This is a genomic window from Agrococcus sp. TSP3-2-1, from assembly GCF_049897585.1.
In the GTDB taxonomy this organism is placed as follows: Bacteria; Actinomycetota; Actinomycetes; order Actinomycetales; family Microbacteriaceae; genus Agrococcus.
The window spans coordinates 21497-45444 of sequence record NZ_JAFCWN010000011.1; the positions used below are offsets into that span (position 1 = coordinate 21497).

At 72.4% G+C, this 23948-nt stretch carries 25 protein-coding genes; 9 read left to right on the plus strand and 16 right to left on the minus strand.

Annotated elements, in window-relative coordinates; all coding sequences use genetic code 11:
* Positions 1–45 precede the first annotated feature (45 nt).
* Complete coding sequence (locus tag ACP7BI_RS12945) at positions 46–1353, plus strand: DUF4032 domain-containing protein (protein WP_425846991.1); 1308 nt, start codon at positions 46–48, stop codon at positions 1351–1353.
* A 112-nt stretch (positions 1354–1465) separates the two neighbouring features.
* Here ACP7BI_RS12945 and rlmB read toward each other — a convergent pair whose 3' ends face one another.
* The 4 genes from rlmB to ACP7BI_RS12965 form a co-directional block, all read right to left on the minus strand.
* Positions 1466–2437: a 23S rRNA (guanosine(2251)-2'-O)-methyltransferase RlmB gene (gene rlmB / locus ACP7BI_RS12950; protein WP_211450280.1), complete on the minus strand. Its 972-nt coding sequence runs from the start codon at positions 2435–2437 to the stop codon at positions 1466–1468.
* The gene (gene cysS / locus ACP7BI_RS12955; RefSeq protein WP_425846994.1) at positions 2434–3843 is read right to left on the minus strand and encodes a cysteine--tRNA ligase; all 1410 of its coding nucleotides are present in this window, start codon (positions 3841–3843) and stop codon (positions 2434–2436) included. Before cysS ends, rlmB begins: the two co-directional genes overlap by 4 nt.
* Before the next feature lie 115 nt (positions 3844–3958).
* Positions 3959–5119, minus strand: coding sequence for a 2-C-methyl-D-erythritol 4-phosphate cytidylyltransferase (gene ispD / locus ACP7BI_RS12960; protein WP_425846997.1), 1161 nt, complete (start codon positions 5117–5119; stop codon positions 3959–3961).
* Between the two features lie 106 nt (positions 5120–5225).
* Entirely contained in the window at positions 5226–5714 is a 489-nt protein-coding gene (locus tag ACP7BI_RS12965; RefSeq protein ID WP_021010726.1) for a CarD family transcriptional regulator, read from the minus strand.
* Between the two features lie 182 nt (positions 5715–5896).
* Here ACP7BI_RS12965 and ACP7BI_RS12970 point away from each other — a divergent pair, with 182 nt between their 5' ends.
* On the plus strand, positions 5897–6355 hold the full coding sequence (locus ACP7BI_RS12970) for a hypothetical protein (RefSeq protein ID WP_425846999.1): 459 nt from the start codon (positions 5897–5899) through the stop codon (positions 6353–6355).
* Positions 6356–6388: 33 nt separating this feature from the next.
* On the opposite strand, the gene ACP7BI_RS12975 is transcribed toward ACP7BI_RS12970, so the two are convergent.
* Positions 6389–7087 carry a response regulator gene (locus ACP7BI_RS12975; protein ID WP_425847002.1) on the minus strand — a complete coding sequence of 233 codons (699 nt, stop codon included), beginning with the start codon at positions 7085–7087 and terminating at the stop codon, positions 6389–6391.
* A complete protein-coding gene (locus ACP7BI_RS12980) occupies positions 7084–8232 on the minus strand; it encodes a sensor histidine kinase (protein ID WP_425847005.1) in 1149 nt (382 codons plus the stop codon). The genes ACP7BI_RS12975 and ACP7BI_RS12980 overlap by 4 nt, the downstream gene beginning before the upstream one ends.
* Before the next feature lie 149 nt (positions 8233–8381).
* On the opposite strand from ACP7BI_RS12980, the gene phoU reads away from it, so the two are divergent.
* The gene (gene phoU / locus ACP7BI_RS12985; protein ID WP_425847008.1) at positions 8382–9089 is read left to right on the plus strand and encodes a phosphate signaling complex protein PhoU; all 708 of its coding nucleotides are present in this window, start codon (positions 8382–8384) and stop codon (positions 9087–9089) included.
* Between the two features lie 120 nt (positions 9090–9209).
* Here the strand turns inward: phoU and ACP7BI_RS12990 are convergent, their stop codons facing one another.
* A complete protein-coding gene (locus ACP7BI_RS12990; RefSeq protein WP_425847011.1) occupies positions 9210–9965 on the minus strand; it encodes a phosphoglyceromutase in 756 nt (251 codons plus the stop codon).
* A 126-nt stretch (positions 9966–10091) separates the two neighbouring features.
* Positions 10092–10391 carry a hypothetical protein gene (locus ACP7BI_RS12995; RefSeq protein ID WP_425847014.1) on the minus strand — a complete coding sequence of 100 codons (300 nt, stop codon included), beginning with the start codon at positions 10389–10391 and terminating at the stop codon, positions 10092–10094.
* 48 nt (positions 10392–10439) lie between these two features.
* On the opposite strand from ACP7BI_RS12995, the gene ACP7BI_RS13000 reads away from it, so the two are divergent.
* A complete protein-coding gene (locus tag ACP7BI_RS13000) occupies positions 10440–11279 on the plus strand; it encodes a class I SAM-dependent methyltransferase (RefSeq protein WP_425847017.1) in 840 nt (279 codons plus the stop codon).
* Between the two features lie 357 nt (positions 11280–11636).
* Here the strand turns inward: ACP7BI_RS13000 and ACP7BI_RS13005 are convergent, their stop codons facing one another.
* From ACP7BI_RS13005 to ACP7BI_RS13020, 4 genes are read right to left on the minus strand one after another with little or no spacing between them, the layout of a single operon-like run.
* Positions 11637–12704, minus strand: coding sequence for a YgfZ/GcvT domain-containing protein (locus ACP7BI_RS13005; RefSeq protein ID WP_425847019.1), 1068 nt, complete (start codon positions 12702–12704; stop codon positions 11637–11639).
* A 2-nt stretch (positions 12705–12706) separates the two neighbouring features.
* On the minus strand, positions 12707–13324 hold the full coding sequence (locus tag ACP7BI_RS13010) for an FABP family protein (protein ID WP_425847021.1): 618 nt from the start codon (positions 13322–13324) through the stop codon (positions 12707–12709).
* A 4-nt stretch (positions 13325–13328) separates the two neighbouring features.
* Positions 13329–13451, minus strand: coding sequence for a hypothetical protein (locus ACP7BI_RS13015; RefSeq protein WP_021010736.1), 123 nt, complete (start codon positions 13449–13451; stop codon positions 13329–13331).
* A gap of 35 nt (positions 13452–13486) precedes the next feature.
* Positions 13487–13762, minus strand: a complete 276-nt coding sequence (locus ACP7BI_RS13020; RefSeq protein ID WP_425847024.1) for a hypothetical protein — start codon at positions 13760–13762, stop codon at positions 13487–13489.
* Between the two features lie 131 nt (positions 13763–13893).
* Here ACP7BI_RS13020 and ACP7BI_RS13025 point away from each other — a divergent pair, with 131 nt between their 5' ends.
* The 5 genes from ACP7BI_RS13025 to ACP7BI_RS13045 all read left to right on the plus strand — a co-directional run bounded on the left by ACP7BI_RS13025 (position 13894) and on the right by ACP7BI_RS13045 (position 19237).
* Positions 13894–14535, plus strand: coding sequence for a response regulator transcription factor (locus tag ACP7BI_RS13025; RefSeq protein WP_425847026.1), 642 nt, complete (start codon positions 13894–13896; stop codon positions 14533–14535).
* Positions 14532–15365, plus strand: a complete 834-nt coding sequence (gene mshD / locus ACP7BI_RS13030; protein WP_425847029.1) for a mycothiol synthase — start codon at positions 14532–14534, stop codon at positions 15363–15365. The genes ACP7BI_RS13025 and mshD overlap by 4 nt, the downstream gene beginning before the upstream one ends.
* A 12-nt stretch (positions 15366–15377) precedes the next feature.
* Positions 15378–17636 (plus strand): RNA degradosome polyphosphate kinase, encoded by a 2259-nt coding sequence (locus tag ACP7BI_RS13035; RefSeq protein WP_425847032.1) that lies wholly within the window; start codon positions 15378–15380, stop codon positions 17634–17636.
* Complete coding sequence (locus ACP7BI_RS13040; protein WP_425847035.1) at positions 17633–18571, plus strand: NUDIX hydrolase; 939 nt, start codon at positions 17633–17635, stop codon at positions 18569–18571. The genes ACP7BI_RS13035 and ACP7BI_RS13040 overlap by 4 nt, the downstream gene beginning before the upstream one ends.
* Before the next feature lie 357 nt (positions 18572–18928).
* Positions 18929–19237, plus strand: a complete 309-nt coding sequence (locus ACP7BI_RS13045) for a GIY-YIG nuclease family protein (protein ID WP_425847038.1) — start codon at positions 18929–18931, stop codon at positions 19235–19237.
* Positions 19238–19633: 396 nt separating this feature from the next.
* On the opposite strand, the gene pstB is transcribed toward ACP7BI_RS13045, so the two are convergent.
* The 4 genes from pstB to ACP7BI_RS13065 form a co-directional block, all read right to left on the minus strand.
* Positions 19634–20413 carry a phosphate ABC transporter ATP-binding protein PstB gene (pstB, locus tag ACP7BI_RS13050; RefSeq protein WP_211450310.1) on the minus strand — a complete coding sequence of 260 codons (780 nt, stop codon included), beginning with the start codon at positions 20411–20413 and terminating at the stop codon, positions 19634–19636.
* Between the two features lie 7 nt (positions 20414–20420).
* On the minus strand, positions 20421–21503 hold the full coding sequence (pstA, locus tag ACP7BI_RS13055) for a phosphate ABC transporter permease PstA (RefSeq protein ID WP_425847041.1): 1083 nt from the start codon (positions 21501–21503) through the stop codon (positions 20421–20423).
* Between the two features lie 3 nt (positions 21504–21506).
* On the minus strand, positions 21507–22442 hold the full coding sequence (pstC, locus tag ACP7BI_RS13060) for a phosphate ABC transporter permease subunit PstC (protein ID WP_425847044.1): 936 nt from the start codon (positions 22440–22442) through the stop codon (positions 21507–21509).
* A gap of 105 nt (positions 22443–22547) precedes the next feature.
* A complete protein-coding gene (locus tag ACP7BI_RS13065; RefSeq protein ID WP_425847047.1) occupies positions 22548–23663 on the minus strand; it encodes a phosphate ABC transporter substrate-binding protein PstS in 1116 nt (371 codons plus the stop codon).
* Positions 23664–23948 lie beyond the last annotated feature (285 nt).

A 23948-nucleotide genomic window follows, 5' to 3' on the forward strand; every position in this document is an offset into this window, starting at 1 on the left:
CGATCGGCCCGAGCGCGCGCGCCCGGTCGCGCCTACCATGGCGGCATGCGGTCCGACCTGCGCATCACCTCCGCCGTGATGGACGCGACGCTGCTCGACCTGCCGTGGGACGAGCCGCTCGAGCAGTGGACCGAGGCCGACGTCGTGCAGCTGCCGAAGGGCATCTCACGCCACCTCGTGCGCTTCGCGCGGCTCGGCGGCCGCGTCGTGGCGATCAAGGAGACGACGCCTGAGATGGCGGCGCGCGAGTACGCGATGCTCCGCACGCTGCAGCGGCTCGAGGTGCCGTGCGTCGAGCCGCTCGCGGTGATCGCCGACCGCGTCGACGCCGACGGCAACCCGCTCGCCGCGGCGCTCGTCACCCGACATCTGCGCTTCTCGCTCCCCTACCGCGCCCTCTACTCCTCCGCGCTCAAGGCGCCGACCGCGCAGCGCCTCGTCGACGCGCTCGCGGGGCTGCTCGTGCGGCTCCACCTCGTCGGCTTCTACTGGGGCGACGTCTCGCTCTCGAACACGCTCTTCCGCCGCGACGCCGGCGCCTTCGCCGCCTACCTCGTCGACGCCGAGACCGGCACGCTGCTCCGCGACGGCCTCTCGGACGGCCGCCGCGAGGACGACCTCGAGCTCGCGCGCGTCAACATCGCGGGTGAGCTGCTCGACCTCGCCGCGGGCGACCGCCTCGACGAGTCGATCGACCCCGTGCGGGTCGCCGGCTCGATCGTCGACCAGTACCGCTCGCTCTGGCACGAGCTCCACAGCGACGAGGTGCTGCCCGCCGACGAGCGCTGGCGCATCTCGGCCCGCATCGAGCGGCTCAACGCGCTCGGCTACGACATCGGCGAGCTCGCGATCCGCACGGGCGACGGCGGCACGACCGTGCGCATCCAGCCCAAGGTCGTCGACCCGGGCCACCACCACCGCCGCCTGCAGTCGCTCACCGGGATCGACGCGCAGGAGAACCAGGCGCGGCGGCTGCTCAACGACCTCGACCAGTACGTCGCGACGCAGCGCGACCTGCGGCCGTACGTCGGCGACGAGGCGCTCGTCCACGAGTGGCTCGAGCAGGTGTTCCAGCCGATCGTGCAGTCGGTGCCGATCGAGCTGCGCGGCAAGCTCGAGCCCGCCGAGATCTTCCACGAGGTGCTCGAGCACCGCTGGTTCCTCTCCGAGCGCGAGCAGCGCGAGGTGCCGCTCGCCGAGGCCGCCGAGCAGTACATCGCGACGCAGCTCGCGTTCCGGCGCGACGAGGCGGCGCTGCTCGACCTGCCGCTCACGATGACGATGCCCATCATCACCGTGCAGGGCTTGCTCGACGAGGAGGACGACGAGGGCGACTGGCGCGACCGCGTCTGACCCTCGCAGCAAGACGTACCGCCCACCGGGGCGCATCCGCCCGAGCGGGGCCGGCGTGCCCGCCCCCGTCAGGCGGAACCGCCCCGGTCGCAGAGGGGCGGCCGCTGCTCGATCAGCGGGAGGAGCGGCGCTTCGCGACCTCGTAGAGCGTGACGGATGCGGCGATGCCGGCGTTGAGCGACTCGGTCGCCGACGAGATGGGGATCGAGACGATCGCATCGCACGTCTCGGCCACGAGCCGCGAGAGCCCCTTGCCCTCGCTGCCGACGACGATCACGAGCGGACCGCCCGCGAGGTCGAGCTCGTGCAGCGGCACGTCGCCGTCGCCGTCGAGCCCGACGACGAACACGCCCTGCGACTTCAGCTCCTTGAGCGTCGTCGTGAGGTTCGTGGCCATCGCGACCGGCACGCGCGCGGCGGCGCCGGCGCTCGTCTTCCACGCCGACGCGGTCACGCCGACCGAGCGGCGCTGCGGCACGATGACGCCCTGCGCGCCGAACGCGGCGGCCGAGCGGATGATCGCGCCGAGGTTCCGCGGGTCGGTGATGCCGTCGAGCGCGACGAGCAGCGGCGTCTGCTGCCGGTCGACGATCTGCTCGAGCAGCTCGATCGGGTGCGCGTACTGGTACGGCGGCACCTTGAGCGCGACGCCCTGGTGCACGGCGTCGTGGCCCGAGAGCCGGTCGAGCTCGGGCCGCATGACCTCGAGCACCGGCAGTCCGCGCTTGTTCGCGATCGAGAGGATCTCCTTGACCCGCTCGTCCATCTCGAGCCGGGCGGCGAGGATGAGCGTCGTCGCGGGCGTCTTCGTGCGCAGCGCCTCGAGCACGCTGTTGCGGCCGGTGACGAGCTCGGAGTCGTCCTTCGCCGACGAGGGCTTGCGGTGGCGGGGCGGCTCGGGGCGGCGGCCCTTCTGCGCGGCTGCCTCGAAGCGCTCGCGCGCCGACTTGCGCTTGCCGGCGACGTGCCACGAGCGGTCCTCGGCCTTCGGCGTGGGGCCCTTGCCCTCGAGCGCCTTCCGGCCGTGGCCGCCCGTGCCCTTCTGCGGGCCCTTCTTGCGCGGCGATCGCTGCGACTTGGTCATGAGATGCTCCAGGTGGTGGTGTCCTTGCCGTCCTCGACGGCGATGCCGGCGGCGGCGAGCGCATCGCGGATGCGGTCGGAGGCGGCGAAGTCCTTCTTCGCGCGCGCCTCGCGGCGCTCTGCCAGCAGCGACTCGACGAGGCTCGAGAGCGCCCCGGTCGCGGCCGACGTTCCAGAATGCCACACCTCGTCCGCCGGGTCGAGGCCCAGCACGCGCAGCATCGCCCGCACCTCCCCCGCTCGCGCGAGCGCGGCATCCGCCTCCCCCGCGTCGAGCGCGGCGTTCGCGGCGCGCGTCGACTCGTGCAGCACCGCGATCGCTTGCGGGGTCGAGAGGTCGTCGTCCATCGCCGCGCCGAACGCAAGCGGCACGTCCGACTCCGGCAGCTCGCCCGCGCGCGCCGCGCGCTCGAGCATCGACTCGACGCGGCCGAACGCGGCCTCTGCCTCGCCGAGCGAGCCGCCATCCAGGTCGCCGCCCGCGGTGCGGAGGTCGATCGTCGAGCGGTAGTGGGGCGCGAGCAGGAAGTAGCGCACGACGATCGGGCGCACCGCGCGCACGAGGTCGGCGGCGAAGATCGAGTTGCCGAGCGACTTCGACATCTTCTCGCCGTCGACGTGCACGAGGCCGTTGTGGCTCCAGACGCTCGCGAAGCCCAGCCCCGCCGCCGTCGACTGCGCGAGCTCGTTCTCGTGGTGCGGGAAGCGCAGGTCGAGCCCACCGCCGTGGATGTCGAACGCGTCGCCGAGGTAGCGGCGCGACATCGCCGAGCACTCGATGTGCCAGCCCGGCCGGCCGCGGCCCCACGGCGAGTCCCACGAGGCCGAGGCGGGCTCCTCGGGCTTCTGCGCCTTCCAGAGCGCGAAGTCGCGCGGGTCGCGCTTGCCGCGCGGGTCGGCGTCGGCGGCCGGCTCCATGTTGTCGAGCGACTGGCGCGTGAGCGCGCCGTACTCGCGCCAGGAGCGCACGTCGAAGTAGACGTCGGCCGAGCCGTCGAGCGCCGGGTAGGCGTGGCCGCGCTCGATGAGCTCGGCGATGAGCGCGTGCATCTCGGGCACGGAGGCGGTGGCTCGCGGCTCGTACGTCGGCGCGGCGACGCCGACGGCGCGGTACGCCGCCGAGAACTCGAGCTCGACGCGGTAGGCGAGCGCCCACCACGGCTCGTCGACCGCGTTGACGAGCACCTTGTCGTCGATGTCGGTGACGTTGCGCACGAACGTGACGCGGTGGCCGCGGTGCTCGAGCCAGCGGCGCCAGACGTCGTAGGCGACGGCGCTGCGCACGTGGCCGATGTGCGGCGCCGACTGCACCGTCGGACCGCAGACGTACATCGAGACCTCGCCGGCCTTGAGCGGCTGCAGGTCGACGATCGCCTGCTGCTTCGAGTCGTAGATGCGCACGGTCACGGTGCCCAAGGCTACTGGGCTCATCTCGCCTCCACCGCTGATCGAGTAGGCGCCGCAGGCGCCGTATCGAGATCGGCATGCGCCAGCGGATTCGTCTCGATACGTGCCTGCGGCACTACTCGACGAGCGGTGAGCGGCGGCGGATGAGGGCCGTCGCGATCGCCTGCACGCCCTCGCCGCGGCCGATGGCGCCGAGGCCGTCGGCCGTCGTGCCGCTCACGCTCACCGGGGCGCCGAGCATCGCGCTGAGCGCCGCTTGCGCCTCGTCGCGGCGGGCGCCGATGCGCGGGCGCACGCCGAGCACCTGCACGGCGACGTTCACGGGCGCCCAGCCGTCCGCGCCGAGCCGCTCGAGCGCGGCGCGCACGAACACCTCGCCGCGTGCGCCGGCGTATTGCGGGTCGTCGACGCCGACGAGAGAGCCGATGTCGCCGAGCCCCGCGGCGCCGAGCAGCGCGTCGACGATCGCGTGGCACACCACGTCGCCGTCGGAGTGGCCGGCGAGGCCCTGCCCCTCCCACTCGAGCCCCGCGAGCATGAGCGGCCCGTCGCCGCCGAAGGCGTGCACGTCGACGCCGATCCCGGTGCGCAGCTCGTCCACGCGACCCCCCTCCGGCGCGAGCAGCGCCTCCGCGCGGTCGGCGTCCGCCGCCGTCGTGATCTTGAACGCGAGCTCGTCGCCCGGCACCGACGCGACCGGTTCGCCGAGCGCCTGCACGAGCTGGGCGTCGTCGGTCGAGTCGGCGCGCGCGAGCGCCTCCGCGTAGGCGGCACGGAGCAGCTGGGCGTCGAAGCCCTGCGGCGTCTGCATCGCGCGGAGCGTCGAGCGGTCGACGATGCGCCCGAGCCCCGCAGCCCCCGACTCGCGGATGGTGTCGACGACGGGCAGCACCGGCACGGCGGCGCGCGCCCCGCCCCGCAGCGCCTCGACGACCCGCTCGACGAGCGAGCGCGGCGCGAGCGCCCGGGCGGCGTCGTGCACGAGCACGAAGCGCTCCTCGCCCACCCGCTCGAGTCCCGCCGCGACCGAGTCGGCCCGCGTCGCGCCGCCGACGACCACCGACGCGACGGCACCGGCGCGCTCGGCCGCCGCCGACGCATCCGCCTCGAACCCTGCAGGCACGACGACGACGATCGATGCGTCGATGCCGGCGAGCCCGCGCAGCGCATGCTCGAGGATCGTCGCGCCCGCGAGCTCGGCGAAGGCCTTCGGCACGCCGCGCCCGAGGCGCGTGCCGCTGCCCGCGGCGACGACGATGATGGCGGTGTCGGTCACGCGCTCGAGCCTAGATGCCTCGCGCGGCCGCGCCCGGACGTGGGACGAGGCACCCGATCGAGAGATCGGATGCCTCGCCCCAGGTACGTGCCTGCAGGCCTGCGGGTCAGCTCGCGGGGGCGAGCGCCTCGTCGAGGCGCGCCGCGGCGGCGTCCTCATCGGTGTGCTCGGCGAGCGCGAGCTCGGAGACCAGGATCTGCCGCGCCTTCGCGAGCATGCGCTTCTCGCCGGCCGAGAGGCCGCGGTCCTGGTCGCGGCGGCTGAGGTCGCGGACGACCTCGCTCACCTTGATGACGTCACCGGACGCGAGCTTCTCGACGTTCGCCTTGTAGCGGCGGGCCCAGTTGGTGGGCTCCTCGGTGAAGTCGGCGCGCAGCACCTCGAAGACCTTGTCGAGGCCCTCCTCGCCGATGACGTCGCGGACGCCCACCATGTCGACGTTCTGCGCCGGCACCTCGATCGTCAGCCCGCCCTGTGCGACGTTGAGCTTGAGGTAGGTGGTCTCGACGCCCTTGATCTTGCGCACCTTGACCTCGGTGATCGTCGCGGCACCGTGGTGGGGGTAGACGACCGTCTCTCCGACCTCAAAGTTCATCGAATGCTCCTCGTCATAGCCAGAACCTCGATTTTATCACAGCGTGTCGCTCGCTCAGGCCCGCGGGGCGTGGTTGGATCACGCCCCTCAGCCCCGCGCGGAGCGTCCATCGGGCGGGTATTAGAGTGGTCGTGACCGCGGTCGCGCACTCTGCGCCCGCGGCCATCGTCGAAAGGGATCCCGTGCAGCACCGCCCCCTCGCCGCAGCCGCCGCAGCCGCGGTCGTCGTCCTGGCAGCCACCGGCTGCAACCTGCTCACCCCGCAGGCGACGACGATCGAGTACGACCCCTCCGACGGCGTCTCGGGCTCGACCGGCACGGTCGAGTGGCACAACGCGCTGCTCATCGGCGACCCGGACGGCGACACGCTCAACCTGCTCGTCACCTTCACGAACCCCGGCGAGGCGACCTTCGTCGAGGTGCGCGTCGACGACGAGGCCGAGGAGGTCCGCGTCGGCCAGGGCACGACGACCTTCGGCTTCCCCGACGGCGAGCAGCTGCTCTTCGAGGTCGGCGAGATCGAGTTCGGCGGGCTGCGCAACGTCTCGTTCCAGGCCGACGGCGCCGAGCCGACGGGCGTGGGCGTGCCCGTGCACTCGACCGAGTTCCCCGACTACGCAGACTTCGGCCCGGCCCAGTAGCCCACCGGGCTCAGACCTGAAAGGGTCTGCGCTTCAAGCTCCAGCGCGGAGCTCGAAGCGGTAGCCCAACCCCCGCAGCGTCACGAGCTGGGTCGGGCTCGAGGGCTGCTCCTCGATCTTCGCCCGCAGCCGCTTGATGTGCACGTCGAGCGTCTTCGTGTCGCCGAAGTAGTCGCTCCCCCACACCCGGTCGATGAGCTGCCCCCGCGTGAGCACGCGGCCGGCGTTGCGCATGAGGTACTCGAGCAGCTCGAACTCGCGCAGCGGCATCGCCACCTCTGCCCCGTCGACCGTGACGGTGTGGCTGTCGGCGTCGAGCCGCACGCGCCCCACCTCGACGACCGAGTCGTCATCCGCGTCCTCCTCCTCGACTGCGCGGCGACGGAGGACGGCACGGATGCGCGCCACGAGCTCGCGGGTCGAGTACGGCTTGGTGACGTAGTCGTCGGCACCGAGCTCGAGCCCGACGATCGTGTCGACCTCGGAGTCCTTCGCGGTCAGCATGATGATCGGCACCTTCGAGGTGCGGCGGATGTGCCGGCACACGTCGGTGCCGCTGCGCCCCGGGAGCATGACGTCGAGCAGGATGAGGTCGGCCCCTTCCCGCTCGAAGCGCTCGACCGCCGCGTCCCCGTCGGCCGCGTGCGCCGTCTCGTACCCCTCGAGCTCGAGCAGGTAGGCGAGCGGCTCGGCGAGCGCGAGCTCGTCCTCGACGATCAGGATGCGCGTCATGCAGTCTCCTCGCGGGCAGGCGTCTCGGCGACGGGCAGTCGCAGGGTGAACGTCGAGCCCTGACCCGGGCGCGACCAGAGGGTGACCTCGCCGCCGTGGCTCACGGCGACGTGCTTCACGATACTGAGGCCGAGGCCCGTGCCGCCGGTCACGCGGCTGCGCGCGGGGTCGACGCGGTAGAAGCGCTCGAACACCCGCTCGCGGTCCTCCTGCGCGATGCCGACGCCCTTGTCGGTCACCGCGATCTCGACCACTCCGTCGACGACGCGCACGCCGATGCCGACGTGCGTCGCCTCCGGCGAGTACTGCACGGCGTTCGCCACGAGGTTCTGCACCGCCATCGTGATGAGCTCGGCCGAGCCGAGCACCTCGGCGTCCTCCAGCACGCGCGTCACCACGCGCATCCGCTTCGCATCCGCGAGCACGCGCGTGCGGTCGACCGCGACGTCGACGACCTCGGTGATCTCGACGAGCTCCGGCTGATCGAGCGGGTCGTCGGCCTGGATGCGCGAGAGCTCGATGAGCTCCTTCGTCATGCGGCCGAGCCGATCCGCCTCGAGCTGCATGCGCTGCGCGAACGTGCGCACGCGATCGGGATCCTCGGCGGCCGCCTCGATCGCCTCGGCGAGCACCGCGACGGCGCCGATGGGCGTCTTGAGCTCGTGGCTGACGTTGGCGACGAAGTCGCGCCGCACACCCGCGAGCCGCAGCTCCTCGGTGCGGTCGGCGGCGAGCACGAGCATGAAGCGGTTGCCGAGCGGGGCGACGCGCACGCGCAGGTGCAGCTCGGTGCCGACACCGATGCGGCCGCGGCGGTGCACGAGGTCGAGCACCTCCTCGTGCCCCGTGCGCCACACGCGGCGCACGGCCTCGAGGATGTCGTGGCTGCGCAGCGCGCGCCCGTCGACGAGGTCGAGCGTCACGGCGCCGGGCGACGAGAGGAGCACCTGGTTGGAGCCGTCGAGCACGACGCCCGCCGACTCGAGCACGTCGACCATCGCGGCGATGCCGTCGGGGACGGGCTCGCTCGCGATCGCCATCACCTGGCGTCCGCGCTGCGCGGCGATGCCGAGCAGATGCACCGAGAGCGCTCCCAGACCGAAGCCCAGCAGGAGCGCCAGGAGCACATACCAGGACGCATCCACGCCCCCATCGTAGCCAGCGCGACGCGCGCCTCCCGCGGTTCAGCGTCCGGACACCGCCCGGTAACCTGGCCCCAGGACACTGGCAGTCCGTACCGTGCCGCTGCCGCTCGACGCCGTCGAGCGTCGGCGCACCGAAGGAGCAGGAGCAAATGCGCGACGTCTTCCAGCAGGAGCTCGCCGAGGTGCAGGAGCGCCTCGTCGACATCGCCAACCACGTCGTGGTCTCGATCGAGGCGGCCGTGCGCGCCTTCGGCGACTCGAACGTGCAGCTCGCCGAGCAGGTGATCGCGACCGACCCGATCATCGACGACAAGGCGTCGTCGCTCGACGAGCTCGCGATCAACATCATCGCGCGCCAGTCGCCCGTCGCCCGCGACCTGCGCATCACCGTCTCGGCGCTGCGCATCTCGGCGTCGCTCGAGCGCATGGGCGACCTCGCCCGGCACATCGCGCTGCTGGCCCGCTACCGCTTCCCCCTGAACGTCGTGCCCGACTCGCTCGCGCCCACGTTCGCCGAGATGGGCGCGAAGGACATCGAGATCGCGAAGCTGCTGCGCGACCTGCTCGAGACGCAGGACCTCGCGATCGCCGAGCAGATCGAGCAGGCCGACGAGATCGTCGACCAGCTGCACCGCGACGTCTTCGCGCACGTGCTCGGCACCGAGTGGCAGGGCGCGGCGCACACGACGGTGGATGCGACGCTCGCGAGCCGGTACCACGAGCGCTTCGCGGACCACGGCGTGAGCATCGCGAAGAAGGTCAAGTACCTCGCGACCGGCGACTGGGTCGGCGACGAGGACCCGCACCCGGAGATGGCGCCCGAGCCGGTGCAGCCGGCGTCGCCCGACCAGGGCTGAGGCGCACACGGGGAAGGGCCCGACCGCTGCGGTCGGGCCCTTCCCCGTCTCGGCTCCTACCGAGGCCCGAGACGGGCCTCGGCGCTGGGGTCGCGGCGGAGACCCGAAAGGGTCTCCGCCCTAAGCTCCACCGCGCTTGCCCTGCGCCGCGACCGCAGCCGCACCAGCCGCCGCCGCCTCGGGGTCGAGGTACTCGCCGGGCGCGACGGGCATGTTGTCGTCGCCGAGGCGGTAGAGCAGCGGGATGCCCGTGGGGATGTTGAGCGCCGCGATGTCGTCGTCCGAGATCTTGTCGAGGTGCTTCACGAGCGCGCGCAGGGAGTTGCCGTGGGCGGTGACGAGCACCGTCTTCCCGGCCTCGAGGTCCTTCGTGATCGTCGACTCCCAGTAGGGCAGGAAGCGCTCGATGACGTCCTTGAGGCACTCGGTGCGCGGCATCTCGCCGTCGATGTCGGCGTAGCGCGGGTCGCCGGCCTGCGAGAACTCGTTGTCGTCGGCGATCTCGGGCGGGGGCGTGTCGAACGAGCGGCGCCAGATCATGAACTTCTCCTCGCCGTACTGCTCGAGGGTCTCCGCCTTGTCCTTGCCCTGCAGGTCGCCGTAGTGGCGCTCGTTGAGCCGCCAGGAGCGGTGCACCGGGATCCACGAGCGGTCGGCCGCGTCGAGGGCGATGTTCGCCGTCTGGATCGCGCGCGACAGCAGCGACGTGTAGAGCACGTCGGGCAGCACGTCGTGCTCGCGCAGCAGCTCGCCGCCGCGCTTCGCCTCCTCCTCGCCCTTCGGCGTGAGCCGCACGTCGACCCAGCCGGTGAAGAGGTTCTTCTCGTTCCAGGTGGACTGGCCGTGGCGGAGCAGGATGAGGGTGCGCTCGGTCATGCCGCCAGCCTAACCCGGCGCATCCGCTCGAGTGCGACTGGGGCCGCTGCGCCCGAGCGGGGCTGGCGCGCCGAGCCCGGTCGGGCGCAGCGGCCCCGCTCGGGCTCGAGGATGCGCGCTGGGCGGTCAGCCCGGCGCGCGATGCCCGAACCTGGCGATGAGGTGCCAGACACGCTTGACCGACTGCGGGTCACGGCCCTCGGCCGCCTCGCCGAGGATGCGCGCGTCGATGCGGCCGGCGACGGCGAGCTCCACGGCGAGCGCGAGCGCATCGATGCCGCGATACGCCTCGAGCTCCTCGATGCGGTCGACCTCGAGCTCGAGCCCCGGGTGCCACGCGACCGGCACGCCGAGCTCGGGCGTCGGCGGGGAGCGGCCCGCCGCTCGAGCGCGACGCGACGTGCTCGACCGCCCGGCGCCACGCATCCATGCCCGCCACCGTACCCACGCCCCGACGGGCGCGACAATGGTGGGGTGGCGAAGCCGACCGGACGCATCACGCGCGGCACGACCGGCGTGAACCGGCTGCGCCGCGTCGACCGCTGGATCGCGGCGCAGCCGGCCGCGCGCGTGCCGGGCTGCCTCGTCGTCGACCTCGGCTACGGCGCGAGCGCGACGACGAGCCTCGAGCTGCACGAGCGGCTCTCGCGCGGCAATCCCACGGTCGAGGTGCTCGGGCTCGAGATCGATCCGGAGCGCGTCGCGCTCGCGACGGCGGAGCTCGAGGCGGCGTGCGCGGCGGGCCCTTCGCGCTACGGGCGCGCGATCGCGGCGGATGCGCGGGTGTCGTTCGCGCTCGGCGGCTTCGAGGTGCCGGCGCGGCGGCCGCCGCACGTGATCCGCGCGATGAACGTGCTGCGGCAGTACGACGAGCACGAGGTCGCCGGCCACTGGGCGACGATGCTCGCGCGGCTCGCGCCCGGCGGGCTGCTCGTCGAGGGCACGTCGAACGAGGTCGGGCGGGTGTGCTCATGGGTCGCGCTCGACGCCGCGGGGCCGCGCTCGCTCACGATCGCGCTCAAGGTCGACGAGCTCGGCTCGGCGCCGATGGAGGCGCCCTCGGTCGTCGCCGAGCGGCTGCCGAAGGCGCTCATCCACCGCAACGTGCCGGGCGAGCGCGTGCACGCGCTGCTGACGGAGCTCGACCGCGCGTGGGCCTCGCACGCGCCGCTCGCCGATTTCGGGGCGACGCAGCGGTGGGTCGCGACGGTCGGGCGGATGCGCGACTCGGGCTGGCCGGTGAGCGGCGGCCCGGCGCGGTGGCGGCTCGGGGAGCTGACGGTCGCGTGGGAGGCGGTCGCGCCGCTGCCGTGATGCGTGGGCGTCGGCGCTCCGCCACGCGCAGTGCGACGCCTCCCAGCAGCGGAGACCCGGTCCACCAAGTCCCGCTCGGTGGAAGAGGTCCCCTGCCGGCCCTCGATCGGCGCGCGGACCGCTTCACGCCGACGGGAGCCGCTGCAGCAGGTGGCGTCGACGCGAAGCGTTCGAGTCGCTGCGGGAACCGGTCGCGTCGACGCGAGCGGTTCGACTCGCCGCTGCGTGAGCGCGCGGCGCGAAGCGGACCCCATCTCGGTTCGCGGACCCGACATATCGGGTCCGCGTGCCGAGAACGGGTCCGTTCCGCCGGGCGCACGTGGAGCCGCTCCGCGGGCGGCGCCGCGGGCAGGCGCGCTACGCGGGCGGCGCGTCGGGGCGCGTCGGGCGCTTGACGGCGCCGAGCCTCGGCAGCCGCGGCGGCCGGTTCGCGTGGCCCGCGCTCGGCGGCACGAGCACCTGCTGGCCCGCCGCGACGTCGAGGCCCTCGGCGCTGCGCACGACGAAGTCGCCGTCGGCGGGCGCCGAGCGCTTCACGACGGCGAGCGCGATCGGACCGAGGTCGTCGTGGATCGCCGCGGACGTCACCGCGCCGACCTCCTTGTCGCCCGCGAGCACGACGTCGCCGGCCGCGACCGGCGCGTTCTGCGAGCCGTCGAGGTGCAGCAGCACCACGCGGCGCGGCGGCGCGCCGAGGTTGTGCACCTTCGCGACCGTCTCCTGCCCGCGGTAGCAGCCCTTCTGCAGGTGCACCGCCGTCGTCAGCCAGTCGAGCTCGTGCGGGATCGAGCGCTCGTCGACCTCCGCGAGGCCGGGCCTGCCCGCGGCGATGCGCAGCGCCTCGGCCGCGAGCGTGCCGATGAAGCGCTCCGGCTCGAGCGCGGCCGCCTCCTCCGGGCTCAGCACCGACTCCGACCAGCTCCACGGCTCCCCCGTCGGCTGGCCGAAGCGCACCCCGCCGGGCGCGACCTCGGGCCAGCCGTCGAGCCACGCGACGGGGCCCGCAGGCTCGCCCGCAGTGCCCACGACGACCGCCTCGGGTCGCTCGATCTCCACTTGCTTGAAGAAGCGCATCCGCGTCAGCCACGACTCGAGCGCGTCACCGCTGCCGGCGTCGACGATCACCCAGAGCGCGTCGCCGTCGCGCCGCAGGCGCAGCACGTGCTCGATGCGCCCCTCGGGCGAGAGCACGAGCGTCTCGCTCGAGGCGCCGTCGGCGAGCGCGGCGATCGCCTGGCTCGAGATCGAGTCGAGCCACGGCAGCGCGTCGGGGCCGGTCAGCCGCAGCACGTCGCGCGGCAGCAGCACGAGCGCGCCGGCCCGCAGTCGGCGCTGCTCGGCCATCGGATTGCCGACGTGCAGCGGCAGGCCGGTCGACTCGTCGAGCACCGCGCCGGGGATGCGCGAGGCGAACGTCGCGAGCATGCTCACGCCTCGTCGCCGCCTGCGGGGGTCGCGCGCGCGAGCCGGGCCGAGGCGTGGCTCTCGAGCCCGCGGCCGAGCGCCGCGAGGTCCCACGCCCACAGCAAGTGACCCTCGACGAGCCCGAGCATGCGGGTGGATGCGGTGTGCTCCTTCGCGCTCGCACCTCGCAGCACCGCGTCGGTCGCGAGGTCGATGCGGGGGCCGGCGATCGTGCCGAGGTAGAGCTCGGCGACGCCCGCGGGGTGGGCGATGAGCGCCTGGATGTCGAAGGCGCCGTCGGGGCGGCGGAGCGACTCGACCGCGTCGAGCGAACCGAACGCGGGCTCGCCCTCGGGCGGGAGCATGCCGGGGCCGGGGTCGGCCGCCTCGGCGGGGCGGGCGAGGCGCCAGAAGCCCGACTCGGCCGCGAGCGGCGTCAGCTCGTCATCGAGCATCCACGCGTAGGCCTCGTAGGAGAGGTACGGATGCCCGTGGTGGGCGAAGGAGACGCGCTGGCCGAACTCGTGCTCCACCGTGCGGTCGCCGACCGGGAAGGAGAGCACGCCTGTGCCCTCCCAGTCGCCGACGAGCCACTGGAGCGGGCCGAGCTCCGCGGGCAGCGTGGGATCGAGCTCGAGCACCGCGCTAGCGCTGGCCCTTGAAGAGGTTGCGGATGACCACGTAGGAGACGCCGAGGATCGCGATCATGGCGAGCCCGAGCAGACCGAGGTAGAAGATCTCGAAGGCGATGATGGGGATGGCGTCCATGGCTCGATCCTACCCCCGCGCCCCGAGCGCGGGCGCTACAGCTGCGTGAGCGGCACCAGCACGGCGGAGGCGATCGCGAGCACCACGACCGAGCCGAAGACCGCCGCCGCGAGCCGCGCGACGACGCCGGGCTCCGTGGGCCCGCCGAGCTGGATCGCGAAGGCGACGAGCGTGCAGACGCCGAGCACGATCGGCAGCCAGACGATGCCGTCGGAGGGCTGCAGCACCCCGACCGCGGTGCCGCCTATGGCCGCGAGCAGCCACACGGGCCACACGCTCCCCCATCGCCACGACGTGGCCTTGCTCGCCATGGCCTCATCATGCCGCAGTCGCCTCGGGCCGTCGAACCGGGCCGCGCGCCAGGCCGCCCGCCCTCGAGCGCGCCGGCGCCGTCAGGACGGCCTCCGCGCAGACCCTAGGATCGGAATCGGCAGGAGGCTTGATGGCGCACGTCGTGATCTTCACCCGCCGCGATCAGGGAGCGCTGCCCAGTCTCGAGCTGCTGGAGCACCGCGTGACGACGCTCCCCGGCACGGCGGAGGCCGTCGCGCACGCCCCCGCCGGCGACGTGCTCGTCGTCGACGGCGCCGTCGAGCTCGCGAGCGCGAAGGCGCTGTGCCGGCTGCTCGACCGCGACGCGGCGCCGGTGCTGCTCGTGCTCTCCGAGGGCGGGTTCGCGGCCGTGAGCGCCGAGTGGGGCGTGACCGACGTCGTGCTCGACTCGGCCGGTCCCGCCGAGCTCGAAGCGCGCATCCGCCTCGCCGTCAGCGCGCGCACCGAGGCCAAGCCGATCGTCGCGAGCGGCCTCAGCATCGACGAGGCGAGCTACCAGGCGAGGGTCGACGGCCGACCGATCGACCTGACCTACAAGGAGTTCGAGCTGCTGCGGTTCCTCGCCGCGCACCCCTCGCGCGTCTTCACGCGCGAGCAGCTGCTGAGCGAGGTGTGGGGCTACGACTACTTCGGCGGCACCCGCACCGTCGACGTGCACGTGCGACGGCTGCGCGCGAAGCTCGGCGACCTCGAGGGCCTCATCGGCACCGTGCGCGGCGTCGGCTACCGCTTCGACCTGGAGACCGCATGATCGACACCGCTCGCGCCCTCGGCGCCGCGTGCGCCGCGCGCGACGGCATGCCGCCCTTCAACGACCAGGCGCTCGTCGAGCTCGCCCGCGGGCAGCGTCGCGCGATCGGCGACGAGACCGCGCTCGCGGTCGTGAGCGACGCCGATCGGGAGGTCGAGCTCGCCGTGCACCCCGAGCACCGCGGCCGCGGGCTCGGCCTCGCGCTCGCCGAGCGCGTCGCGGCCGAGCTCGGCGACTTCGACGCGTGGGCGCACGGCGACCTGCCCGCGGCGCGCGCGATCGCCGAGCGCCTCGGGATGCGGCGCGTGCGCGAACTGCTGCAGCTGCGCTCCCCCGTGCCGGCCGCCGCCGACGGCGCGGAGCCCGACCGCCTGCCCGACGGGGTGCGCGCGTTCGAGCCCGACGACGCAGCCGCCCTGCTCGCCCTCAACGCCGCCGCGTTCGCCGACCACCCCGAGCAGGGCCGCATGAGCGCGAGCGACCTCGCCGCGCGCATGGCGGAGCCGTGGCACGACGACGCGAACCTCGTCGTGCTGCCGGGCGAGGCGGGCCTCGACGGCTTCGCGTGGGTCAAGCCGGGCGGCGACGTCGCCGAGCTCTACGTGCTGGGCGTCGCGCCCGGCCGGCAGGGCGCGGGCATCGGGCGACGGATGCTCGAGGCCGCGTTCGCGCGGATGCGCGCGGTGGGCGCGACGACCGCGCACCTGTATGTCGAGGGCGACAACGAGGCTGCGCTCGGGCTCTACCGACGGGCAGGATTCTCGCAGTGGGCGATCGACGTGCGATGGAGGCACGGGACGGTCACCCAGGACGATGGCACCTCGGATTGAGAGGATGGCGCCATGACTGACGGCACCGCCACCAGCGCTCCCGCGAGCTCGGAGACGCTCCGCGAGCGCCCGGCTCGCACCCTCGGCGAGGAGCGCAGCTTCCACGACGCCAACAAGGCGGACTTCGACGACTACGACGATGAGTCGAGCTGGTCGGCCGAGCTGCAGGGCACCGCGACCGAGGACGGCCTGCCCGCCGACCGCTTCCTCGACCGCGAGCTCTCCTGGCTCGCCTTCAACGAGCGCGTGCTCGAGATGGGCGAGGACCCGCGCGTGCCGCTGCTCGAGCGCGCCAACTTCCTCGCGATCTTCGCATCGAACCTCGACGAGTTCTTCATGGTGCGGGTCGCGGGCCTCAAGCGCCGCATCGCGACGGGCCTCGCCGTGCCGACGAACGTGGGCCGCTCGCCGCAGGAGCTGCTGCACGCGGTCGTGCAGCGCGCGCACGACCTGCAGCTGCGGCACGCGCGCGCGGCGCGCGAGTCGTTCCAGGTCGACCTGGGTGAGGCCGGCATCCACGTCGTCACGTGGCACGACCTCACCGACGAGGAGCGCGAGGCGATGTCGGCGCGCTTCGAGGCCGAGATCTTCCCCGTCCTGATGCCGCTCGCGGTCGACCCCGCGCATCCGTTCCCCTACATCTCCGGCCTCTCCCTCAACCTCGCCGTGCGCGTGCAGGTGCCGGGCGAGGACGAGCCGCAGTTCGCGCGCCTCAAGGTGCCGGCGGTGCTGCCGCGCTTCATCGAGCTCCCCCGCGCCGCCGACGGCGCGCAGCGGTTCCTGCCGCTCGAGGGGCTCATCGCGAACAACCTCGACGAGGTGTTCTCGGGGATGAGCATCATCGACCACCACGTCTTCCGCGTCACGCGCAACGAGGACGTCTCGATCGACGAGGACGACACCGAGAACCTCATCAGCGCGCTCGAGGAGGAGCTCTCGCGGCGCAAGTTCGGCCCGCCCATCCGGCTCGAGGTCGCGGAGGACATCGACGCCGACACGCTCGACCTGCTCGTCGACGAGCTCGGCATCACCGAGCACGAGGTCTACCCGTTGCCGGGGCTGCTCGACCTCACCGGGCTCTTCCAGCTCGCGGGCATCGACCGGCCCGACCTGCGCTACACGAAGCGCGTGCCGGTCACCGCGACGCCGTTCCTGCCAGGCGACCAGGACGAGAAGCCCGACCTCTTCGCGGCGATCACGCGCAAGGACGTGCTCGTGCACCACCCCTACGAGTCGTTCGCGACGAGCGTGCAGGCGCTGCTCGAGCAGGCGGCCGACGACCCCGACGTGCTCGCGATCAAGCAGACGCTCTACCGCACCTCGGGCGACTCGCCCGTCGTCGCGGCGCTCATCCGCGCGGCCGCAGCTGGCAAGCAAGTGCTGGCGCTCGTGGAGGTGAAGGCCCGCTTCGACGAGCAGGCGAACATCCGCTGGGCCAAGCAGCTCGAGCGCGCGGGCGTGCACGTCGTCTACGGCATCGTCGGTCTCAAGACGCACTGCAAGCTCATGCTCATCGTGCGCCGCGAGCAGGGGCGGCTGCGCCACTACTGCCACATCGGCACCGGCAACTACAACCCGAAGACGAGCCGCATCTACGAGGACTTCGGGCTCTTCACCGACAACGACCAGGTGGGGCGCGACATCACGCGGCTCTTCAACGAGCTCTCCGGCTACGCGAAGGAGAAGTCGTACCAGCGGCTGCTCGTCGCTCCGCGCCACTTGCGAAAGGGGCTGCTCGACCGCATCGAGCGCGAGACGGAGGCCGCCAAGGCCGGCCGGAAGGCGCGCATCCGCTTCAAGATCAACGCGATCGTCGACGAGCAGCTCATCGACGCGCTCTACCGCGCGAGCCGCGCGGGCGTCGAGGTGCAGATCTGGGTGCGCGGCATCTGCTCGATCAAGCCGGGCGTGCCGGGGCTGAGCGAGAACATCACGGTGCGCTCGATCGTCGGCCGCTACCTCGAGCACTCGCGCGTGTTCGCGTTCTGGAACGACGGCGCCGAGGAGGTCTTCATCGGCTCGGCCGACATGATGCACCGCAACCTCGACCGCCGCGTCGAGGCGCTCATCCAGCTCACCTCGACCGAGCACATGCGCGACATCTCGCAGCACTTCGATCGCGCGATGTCGCCGCAGACGGCGTCGTGGTGGGCGGAGGCCGACGGCACCTGGACGCGCCGCTTCTACGACGACGAGGGCGCGCCGCTCGACGACCTGCACCGCGACCGGATGATCCAGATCCAGCGCCGCAAGCGCGCGGGCGGCCGGTGACCGCCGCGGCCGCACCCGTGCTCGCCGCGGGCGCGCTCGTGTGGCGGCGCGGGAAGAGCGGCGTCGAGGCGCTGCTCGTCGAGCGCACGCAGCACCGCGACCTGTCGCTGCCGAAGGGCAAGCTCGACCCGGGCGAGTCGCTGCCCGAGTGCGCCGCGCGCGAGATCGAGGAGGAGACCGGCTGCGCCGTGACGCTCGGGGCGCCGCTCGGCACGAGCGAGTACCGACTGCCCGACGGCCGCGACAAGGTCGTCTACTACTGGCAGGCGCCGCTCGGCGATGCGGGCCTCGGCCCGTTCGAGCCGAACGACGAGATCATGGCGCTGCACTGGCTGCCGCTCGACGAGGCGCGGCGGCGCGTGAGCTACGAGCACGACGCGGCGATCATCGCGCGCTTCGAGGAGCGCCTCGCGCGCGGCCAGGAGCAGACGTTCCCGATCGTCGCGCTGCGGCACGGGAAGGCCGCGGATCCCTACTCCTTCGACGGCGAGGACGTCGCGCGGCCCCTCACGTCGCGCGGCGAGCGCCAGTCGGCGTCGATCGCGCGCGGGATCGCCGCCTTCGGGCCGGAGCGCATCCTCTCCTCCGACGCCCTTCGGTGCCTGCAGACCGTCGAGCCGCTCGAGGCGGTGCTCGGCGTCGCGGCGAAGGCGCTGCACGAGCTGAGCCAGGAGTGGCCGGTCGGGCAGCGCGAGGAGATCGAGCGGCGCATCGCGAAGGCGGTGCGGAAGCGCCGCGGGACGGTGCTGTGCAGCCACGCGCCGGTGATCGGCAACATCGTCTCGGCGGTCGTGCACGTGACGGATGCGGCGGAGACCGAGCGCACGCACCGCGCGTCGATGCTGCACACGGCCGAGTTCACGGTGCTGCACGTGAGCGCGGGCGCCGAGCCGTCGCTCGTCGCCCTCGAGACGCACGGCCCGCCGGCCGACTGACCGCGCGCTCCCCGCCGTCCCCTCCGCTCGTCGAGCAGGTACCGCCCACCCGTTCGTCGAGCAGGCGCCTCCTCCCCGCTCGTCGAGCACGCGCCTCCTCCCCGCTCGTCGAGCAGGCGCCCCCTCCCCCTCGTCGAACAGGCACCCCTCCCCGCTCGTCGAGCAGGCGCCCCCTCCCCGCTCGTCGAGTAGGTGCCTCCTCCCCGCTCGTCGAGTAGGTGCCTCCTCCCCGCTCGTCGAGTAGGTGCCTCCTCCCCGCTCGTCGAGTAGGTGCCGCAGGCGCCGTATCGAGACGCCTCTCCACAGCGACGCCCGAGCAGCGACTGCGAGCCCCGGCTCTTCGTGCACCATCCCCGCATGCCCTGGGTCTACCTCCTCCGCTGCTCCGACGGCTCCCTGTACGCAGGCAGCACATGGGACATGGAGCGTCGCCTCGACCAGCACCAGCGCGGCGAGGGCGCGAAGTACACGAAGCAGCGTCGACCCGTCGAGCTGGCCTTCGCGCACTACGACGACTCGATCGCCGCGTGCTTCGCGCTCGAGAAGCAGATCCAGGGCTGGAGCCGAGCGAAGCGAGAGGCGCTCATCCGCGGCGACTTCGACGCGGTCTCCGCGGCGGCGAAGAAGCGCGACTGGGCGGGGTACCGGGAGCGGCGCGCCGAGTAGGTGCCGCACCCCTGTTCGTCGAGTGGACGTCGCCCCCCCGGTCGTCGAGTGGGCGCCGCACCCCGCCCGTCGAGTAGGCGCCGGAGGCGCCGTATCGAGACGCAGCACACCAGTCTCGATACGTCGTCCTCCGGACGACTACTCGACCAACGGGATGGTCCACCGGCCCCGATACGTCGTCCTCCGGACGACTACTCGACCAACGGGATGGTCCACCGGCCCCGATACGTCGTCCTCCGGACGACTACTCGACCAACGGGATGGTCCACCAGCCCCGATACGTCGTCCTCCGGACGACTACTCGACCAACGGGATGGTCCACCGGCCCCGATACGTCGTCCTCCGGACGACTACTCGACCAACGGGGGCGGGGCTGCGGGCGGGGCGCGCGGCGGATCAGCCGAAGCGGCCCGAGACGTAGTCCTCGGTCGACTGCACCGACGGGTTCGAGAAGATGCGGGTCGTCTCGTCGTACTCGATGAGCTTCCCCGGCTTCCCCGTGCCGGCGATGTTGAAGAACGCCGTCTTGTCGGAGACGCGGCTCGCCTGCTGCATGTTGTGGGTCACGATCACGATCGTGTACTCCTGCTTGAGCTCCTCGATGAGGTCCTCGATCGCGAGCGTCGAGATCGGGTCGAGCGCCGAGCACGGCTCGTCCATCAGCAGCACGTCGGGGCTCACCGCGATCGCGCGAGCGATGCAGAGGCGCTGCTGCTGGCCGCCCGAGAGGCCCGAACCCGGGATGCCGAGGCGGTCCTTCACCTCGTTCCAGAGGTTCGCGCCGCGCAGCGAGCGCTCGACGAGGTCGTCCTGGTCGCCCTTGGACATCCGGCGGTTGTTGAGCAGCACGCCGGCGAGCACGTTCTCGCGGATCGTCATCGTCGGGAACGGGTTCGGGCGCTGGAAGACCATCCCGATCTGTCGCCGCACGTTGACCGGGTCGACGCCCGTGCCATAGAGGTTGGCGCCGTCGAGCAGGATCTCCCCGTCGACGTAGGCACCCGCGATCACCTCGTGCATGCGGTTGATCGTGCGCAGCACGGTCGACTTGCCGCAGCCGGAGGGCCCGATGAACGCCGTGACCGAGCGGGGCTCGATCTCGAGCGAGACGCCCTCGACGGCCTTGAACGCGCCGTAGTAGACGTCGAGGTCGTTGATCTCGATGCGCTTGGACATGTGCGTATTACCTTCCGGCCTTCGGGGCGAAGAAGTGGGCGATGAGTCGCGCCACGATGTTGAGGATCATCACGATGAGGATGAGGACGAGCGCCGCGGCCCACGCGCGGTCGAAGTACGCCTGCTCCTGGACGCCCGGGCTCACGTACTGGTTGTAGGCGAACACCGGCAGCGTCATCATGCGGCCCTCGAACACGTTGTAGTTCATGTTCGTCGTGAAGCCGGCGATGATGAGCAGCGGCGCCGTCTCACCGATGACGCGGGCGATCGCGAGCGTCACGCCCGTGACGATGCCGGCGAGCGCGGTGGGGAGCACGACCTTCGCGATCGTCAGCCACTTCGGCACGCCGAGGGCGAGGGATGCCTCGCGCAGGTCGTTCGGGACGAGCTTCAGCATCTCCTCGGTCGAGCGCACGACCGTCGGGATCATGAGCAGGCTGAGGGCGACCGCGCCACCGATGCCCGAGCGCACGCCCTCCCCGAAGAAGAGCGCGAAGAGCGCGTAGGCGAACAGTCCCGCGACGATCGAGGGGATGCCCGTCATGACGTCGACGAAGAACGTGATGGCCTTCGCGAGCTTGCCCTTGCCGTACTCGACGAGGTAGATCGCGGTGAAGATGCCGACCGGCACGGAGATGATCGCCGCCCAGAGCGTCACGAGGAGCGTGCCGACGATCGCGTGCAGCACCCCGCCGCCCTCGCCGACGATGTTGCGCATCGTGTAGGTGAAGAACTCGAGGTCGAACCGGGCGAGGCCGTTCGCGGTCACCGTGATGACGAGCGAGACGAGCGGGATGAGCGCGAGCAGGAACGCGCCGGTCACGAGCCCGGTGACGAAGCGGTCGGTCGCCTTGCGCCCGCCCTCGATGAGCTGGCTCACGACGGTGATCGCGACGAGGTAGAGCACGAAGCCGACGACGGCCGTCGTGACGATGCTGAACTGGCCGCCGGAGGCGCCGGCGACGAGGCCTGCGACTGCCGCGCCGACGAGGAGCGCGCCGCCGAGCACGGCCCACGGGCTCCAGCGCGGCAGCTGGCCGGCGGTGAGCGGGTTCTGCGCCTGGCGGGGCGCGCCGATCGTGGTGGTCATGGTCTAGCGACCTCCGTCGACGGTCGTCTTCGCGATGATCCAGCGCGAGATGGCGTTGACCAGCAGCGTGATCGCGAAGAGCACGAGGCCGGAGCCGATGAGCATGTTCACGGTGATGCCGTGCGCCTCGGGGAAGCGCAGCGCGATGTTCGCGGCGATCGTCGAGGGGTTCTGCGAGCCGACGACGACGAAGGTCACCGCGCCGGCCGAGGCGAGCACCATCGCGACCGCCATCGTCTCGCCGAGGGCTCGGCCGAGGCCGAGGATCGAGGAGGCGATGATGCCCGAGCGGCCGTGCGGCAGGACCGCCATGCGGATCATCTCCCAGCGGGTCGCGCCGAGCGCGAGCGATGCCTCCTCGTTCAGCCGCGGGGTCTGCAGGAAGATCTCGCGGCAGAGCGCGGTGATGATGGGCAGCACCATCACCGCGAGGACGATCGCGGCGGTGAGGATCGTGCGGCCCGTGCCGGAGGCGGGGGGCGAGAAGAGCGGGATCCAGCCGAGGTTGTCGGCGAGCCACGTGTACGCGGGCTGCATGAAGGGCGCGAGCACCGCGATGCCCCACAGCCCGTAGATGACCGACGGGATCGCCGCGAGCAGGTCGATCAGGTAGCCGAGGATCGCGGCGAGGCGGCGGGGCGCGAAGTGCGTGATGAACAGCGCGATCGCGATCGCCATCGGCACCGCCATGACCATCGCCAGGAACGCCGACCAGAGGGTGCCGAACGTGAGCGGCCACACCCAGGCCCAGAAGCTGTCGTCATCCGGGAGCGGCCCGATGATCGCGGGGACGGCCTGCGCGACCAGGAAGATCGCGACGCCGGCGAGGGCGACGAGGATGAGCACGCCGGCGGTCGTCGAGACCGCCCGGAAGATGACGTCGGCCGGACGGTTGGGCGCGGAGGCTCTCGTCGTCGCGGCCGGTGCTGCGGTGGTCATGGGGCTCCAGCGAATCGGGGTGGGCCGGTCATGGCGACCGGCCGGGGCGACGAGCGCCCCAGCCGGTCCAGTGCGGCGGTGCCGCGGGGTCTCAGACCAGTATGGCTACTTGATCGTCTCGACGACGTCGAGGATCTCGCCGCGCAGCGCATCCGAGATGGGGGCGTTGCCGGCGTTCGCCTCGCCGGCGAGCTGGCCCTCCTCCGACGCGACATAGCTCAGGTAGGCCTTGACGAGCTCGGCCGCCTCAGCGTCCTGGTACTCGGTGCACGCGATCGCGTAGGAGATGAGCACGAGCGGGTAGACGCCGGCCTCGGTCGTCGTGCGGTCGAGCTCGACGGCGATGTCGCCGTCGTGGCGGCCCTCGACGCGCGGCGAGGCGTCGACGGCTGCAGCGGCGGCCTCGGCCGTGAACGGCACGTACTCCTCGCCGACCTTGAGCGCCACCGTGCCGAGGTCGCCCGCGCGCGAGGCGTCGGCGTAGCCGATCGTGCCCGTGCCGTTCGAGACGGCGTCGACGACGCCCGAGGTGCCCTGGGCGCCCTCGCTCGTGCTGTAGACCGACGACGGCCACGTCTCGAACACGCCCTCGGTCCAGTCGGCGGCGGCCGTCGCGGCGAGGTACTCGGTGAAGTTCTCGGTCGTGCCCGAGTCGTCCGAGCGGTGCACGGGCTGGATCGGCGTGGCGGGCAGCTCGACGCCCTCGTTCTGCTCGGCGATCGCCGGGTCGTCCCAGCTCGTGATCTGACCGGAGAAGATCTTGGCGATCGTCGAGGCGTCCAGGTTGAGCGAGTCGACGCCCTCGACGTTGAAGATGATCGCGATGGGCGAGATGTAGACGGGCAGGTCGACCGGGAGCGTGTCGGGCACGCACGCGGCGAACTCGCCCTCGAGCTCCTCGTCCTTGAGGTAGGCGTCGGAGCCGGCGAACGAGACGCCGCCCGCGATGAACTGCTCGCGCCCCGCACCCGAGCCGGCCGGGTCGTAGGTGACGTTGACGTCGGGGTTCTCGGTCTGGAAGCCGGCGATCCAGGCCTCCTGGGCCGCGCCCATCGACGAAGCGCCGGCGCCCGCGACGTCGCCCGACAGGGTCGAGCCGGCGGCCTGCGTGCCCTCGGGGGCGGCTCCATCGGCGGCGGGCTCGTTGGCGGCGCAGGAGCTGAGGAGGAGCGTGCCGGCTGCGGCGATGACCGCAGCGCGGCCGAGCTTCGTGAACTTCACGGTGTTCCCTTCGGAAGGTCGGTGCAGGGCTGGGGACCCTGGGACGGCGCGCATCCGCTCGCCTCGACCACGGTAGGAAGACCGAGTGGCGCGGAGCCGCCCGCGAGGTGAACAGCGGGTGAACTCGACCGGGGCGCGCATCGGCGCCCGGGAACGATGAAGCCGGGGGTTATAGGCCAAAACGTGTGGATGGGATCCTGATCTAGCCGCGGAATCTCGGGCGAGTTCGGGGCGTGCTTTGCTCCGGCACCCTTAACCGTGCCGAACGCGAGCAACTCGTCGTCC

Coding starts and splice junctions, on each gene's coding strand:
- ACP7BI_RS12945 (WP_425846991.1), top strand. CDS start 46: ATGCGGTCCGACCTGCGCATCACCTCCGCCGTGATGGACGCGACGCTG.
- rlmB (WP_211450280.1), bottom strand. CDS start 2,437: ATGACCAAGTCGCAGCGATCGCCGCGCAAGAAGGGCCCGCAGAAGGGC.
- ACP7BI_RS12965 (WP_021010726.1), bottom strand. CDS start 5,714: ATGAACTTTGAGGTCGGAGAGACGGTCGTCTACCCCCACCACGGTGCC.
- ACP7BI_RS12975 (WP_425847002.1), bottom strand. CDS start 7,087: ATGACGCGCATCCTGATCGTCGAGGACGAGCTCGCGCTCGCCGAGCCG.
- phoU (WP_425847008.1), top strand. CDS start 8,382: ATGCGCGACGTCTTCCAGCAGGAGCTCGCCGAGGTGCAGGAGCGCCTC.
- ACP7BI_RS12990 (WP_425847011.1), bottom strand. CDS start 9,965: ATGACCGAGCGCACCCTCATCCTGCTCCGCCACGGCCAGTCCACCTGG.
- ACP7BI_RS12995 (WP_425847014.1), bottom strand. CDS start 10,391: ATGCGTGGCGCCGGGCGGTCGAGCACGTCGCGTCGCGCTCGAGCGGCG.
- ACP7BI_RS13005 (WP_425847019.1), bottom strand. CDS start 12,704: ATGCTCGCGACGTTCGCCTCGCGCATCCCCGGCGCGGTGCTCGACGAG.
- ACP7BI_RS13015 (WP_021010736.1), bottom strand. CDS start 13,451: ATGGACGCCATCCCCATCATCGCCTTCGAGATCTTCTACCTCGGTCTG.
- ACP7BI_RS13020 (WP_425847024.1), bottom strand. CDS start 13,762: ATGGCGAGCAAGGCCACGTCGTGGCGATGGGGGAGCGTGTGGCCCGTG.
- ACP7BI_RS13025 (WP_425847026.1), top strand. CDS start 13,894: ATGGCGCACGTCGTGATCTTCACCCGCCGCGATCAGGGAGCGCTGCCC.
- mshD (WP_425847029.1), top strand. CDS start 14,532: ATGATCGACACCGCTCGCGCCCTCGGCGCCGCGTGCGCCGCGCGCGAC.
- ACP7BI_RS13035 (WP_425847032.1), top strand. CDS start 15,378: ATGACTGACGGCACCGCCACCAGCGCTCCCGCGAGCTCGGAGACGCTC.
- ACP7BI_RS13045 (WP_425847038.1), top strand. CDS start 18,929: ATGCCCTGGGTCTACCTCCTCCGCTGCTCCGACGGCTCCCTGTACGCA.
- pstB (WP_211450310.1), bottom strand. CDS start 20,413: ATGTCCAAGCGCATCGAGATCAACGACCTCGACGTCTACTACGGCGCG.
- pstA (WP_425847041.1), bottom strand. CDS start 21,503: ATGACCACCACGATCGGCGCGCCCCGCCAGGCGCAGAACCCGCTCACC.
- pstC (WP_425847044.1), bottom strand. CDS start 22,442: ATGACCACCGCAGCACCGGCCGCGACGACGAGAGCCTCCGCGCCCAAC.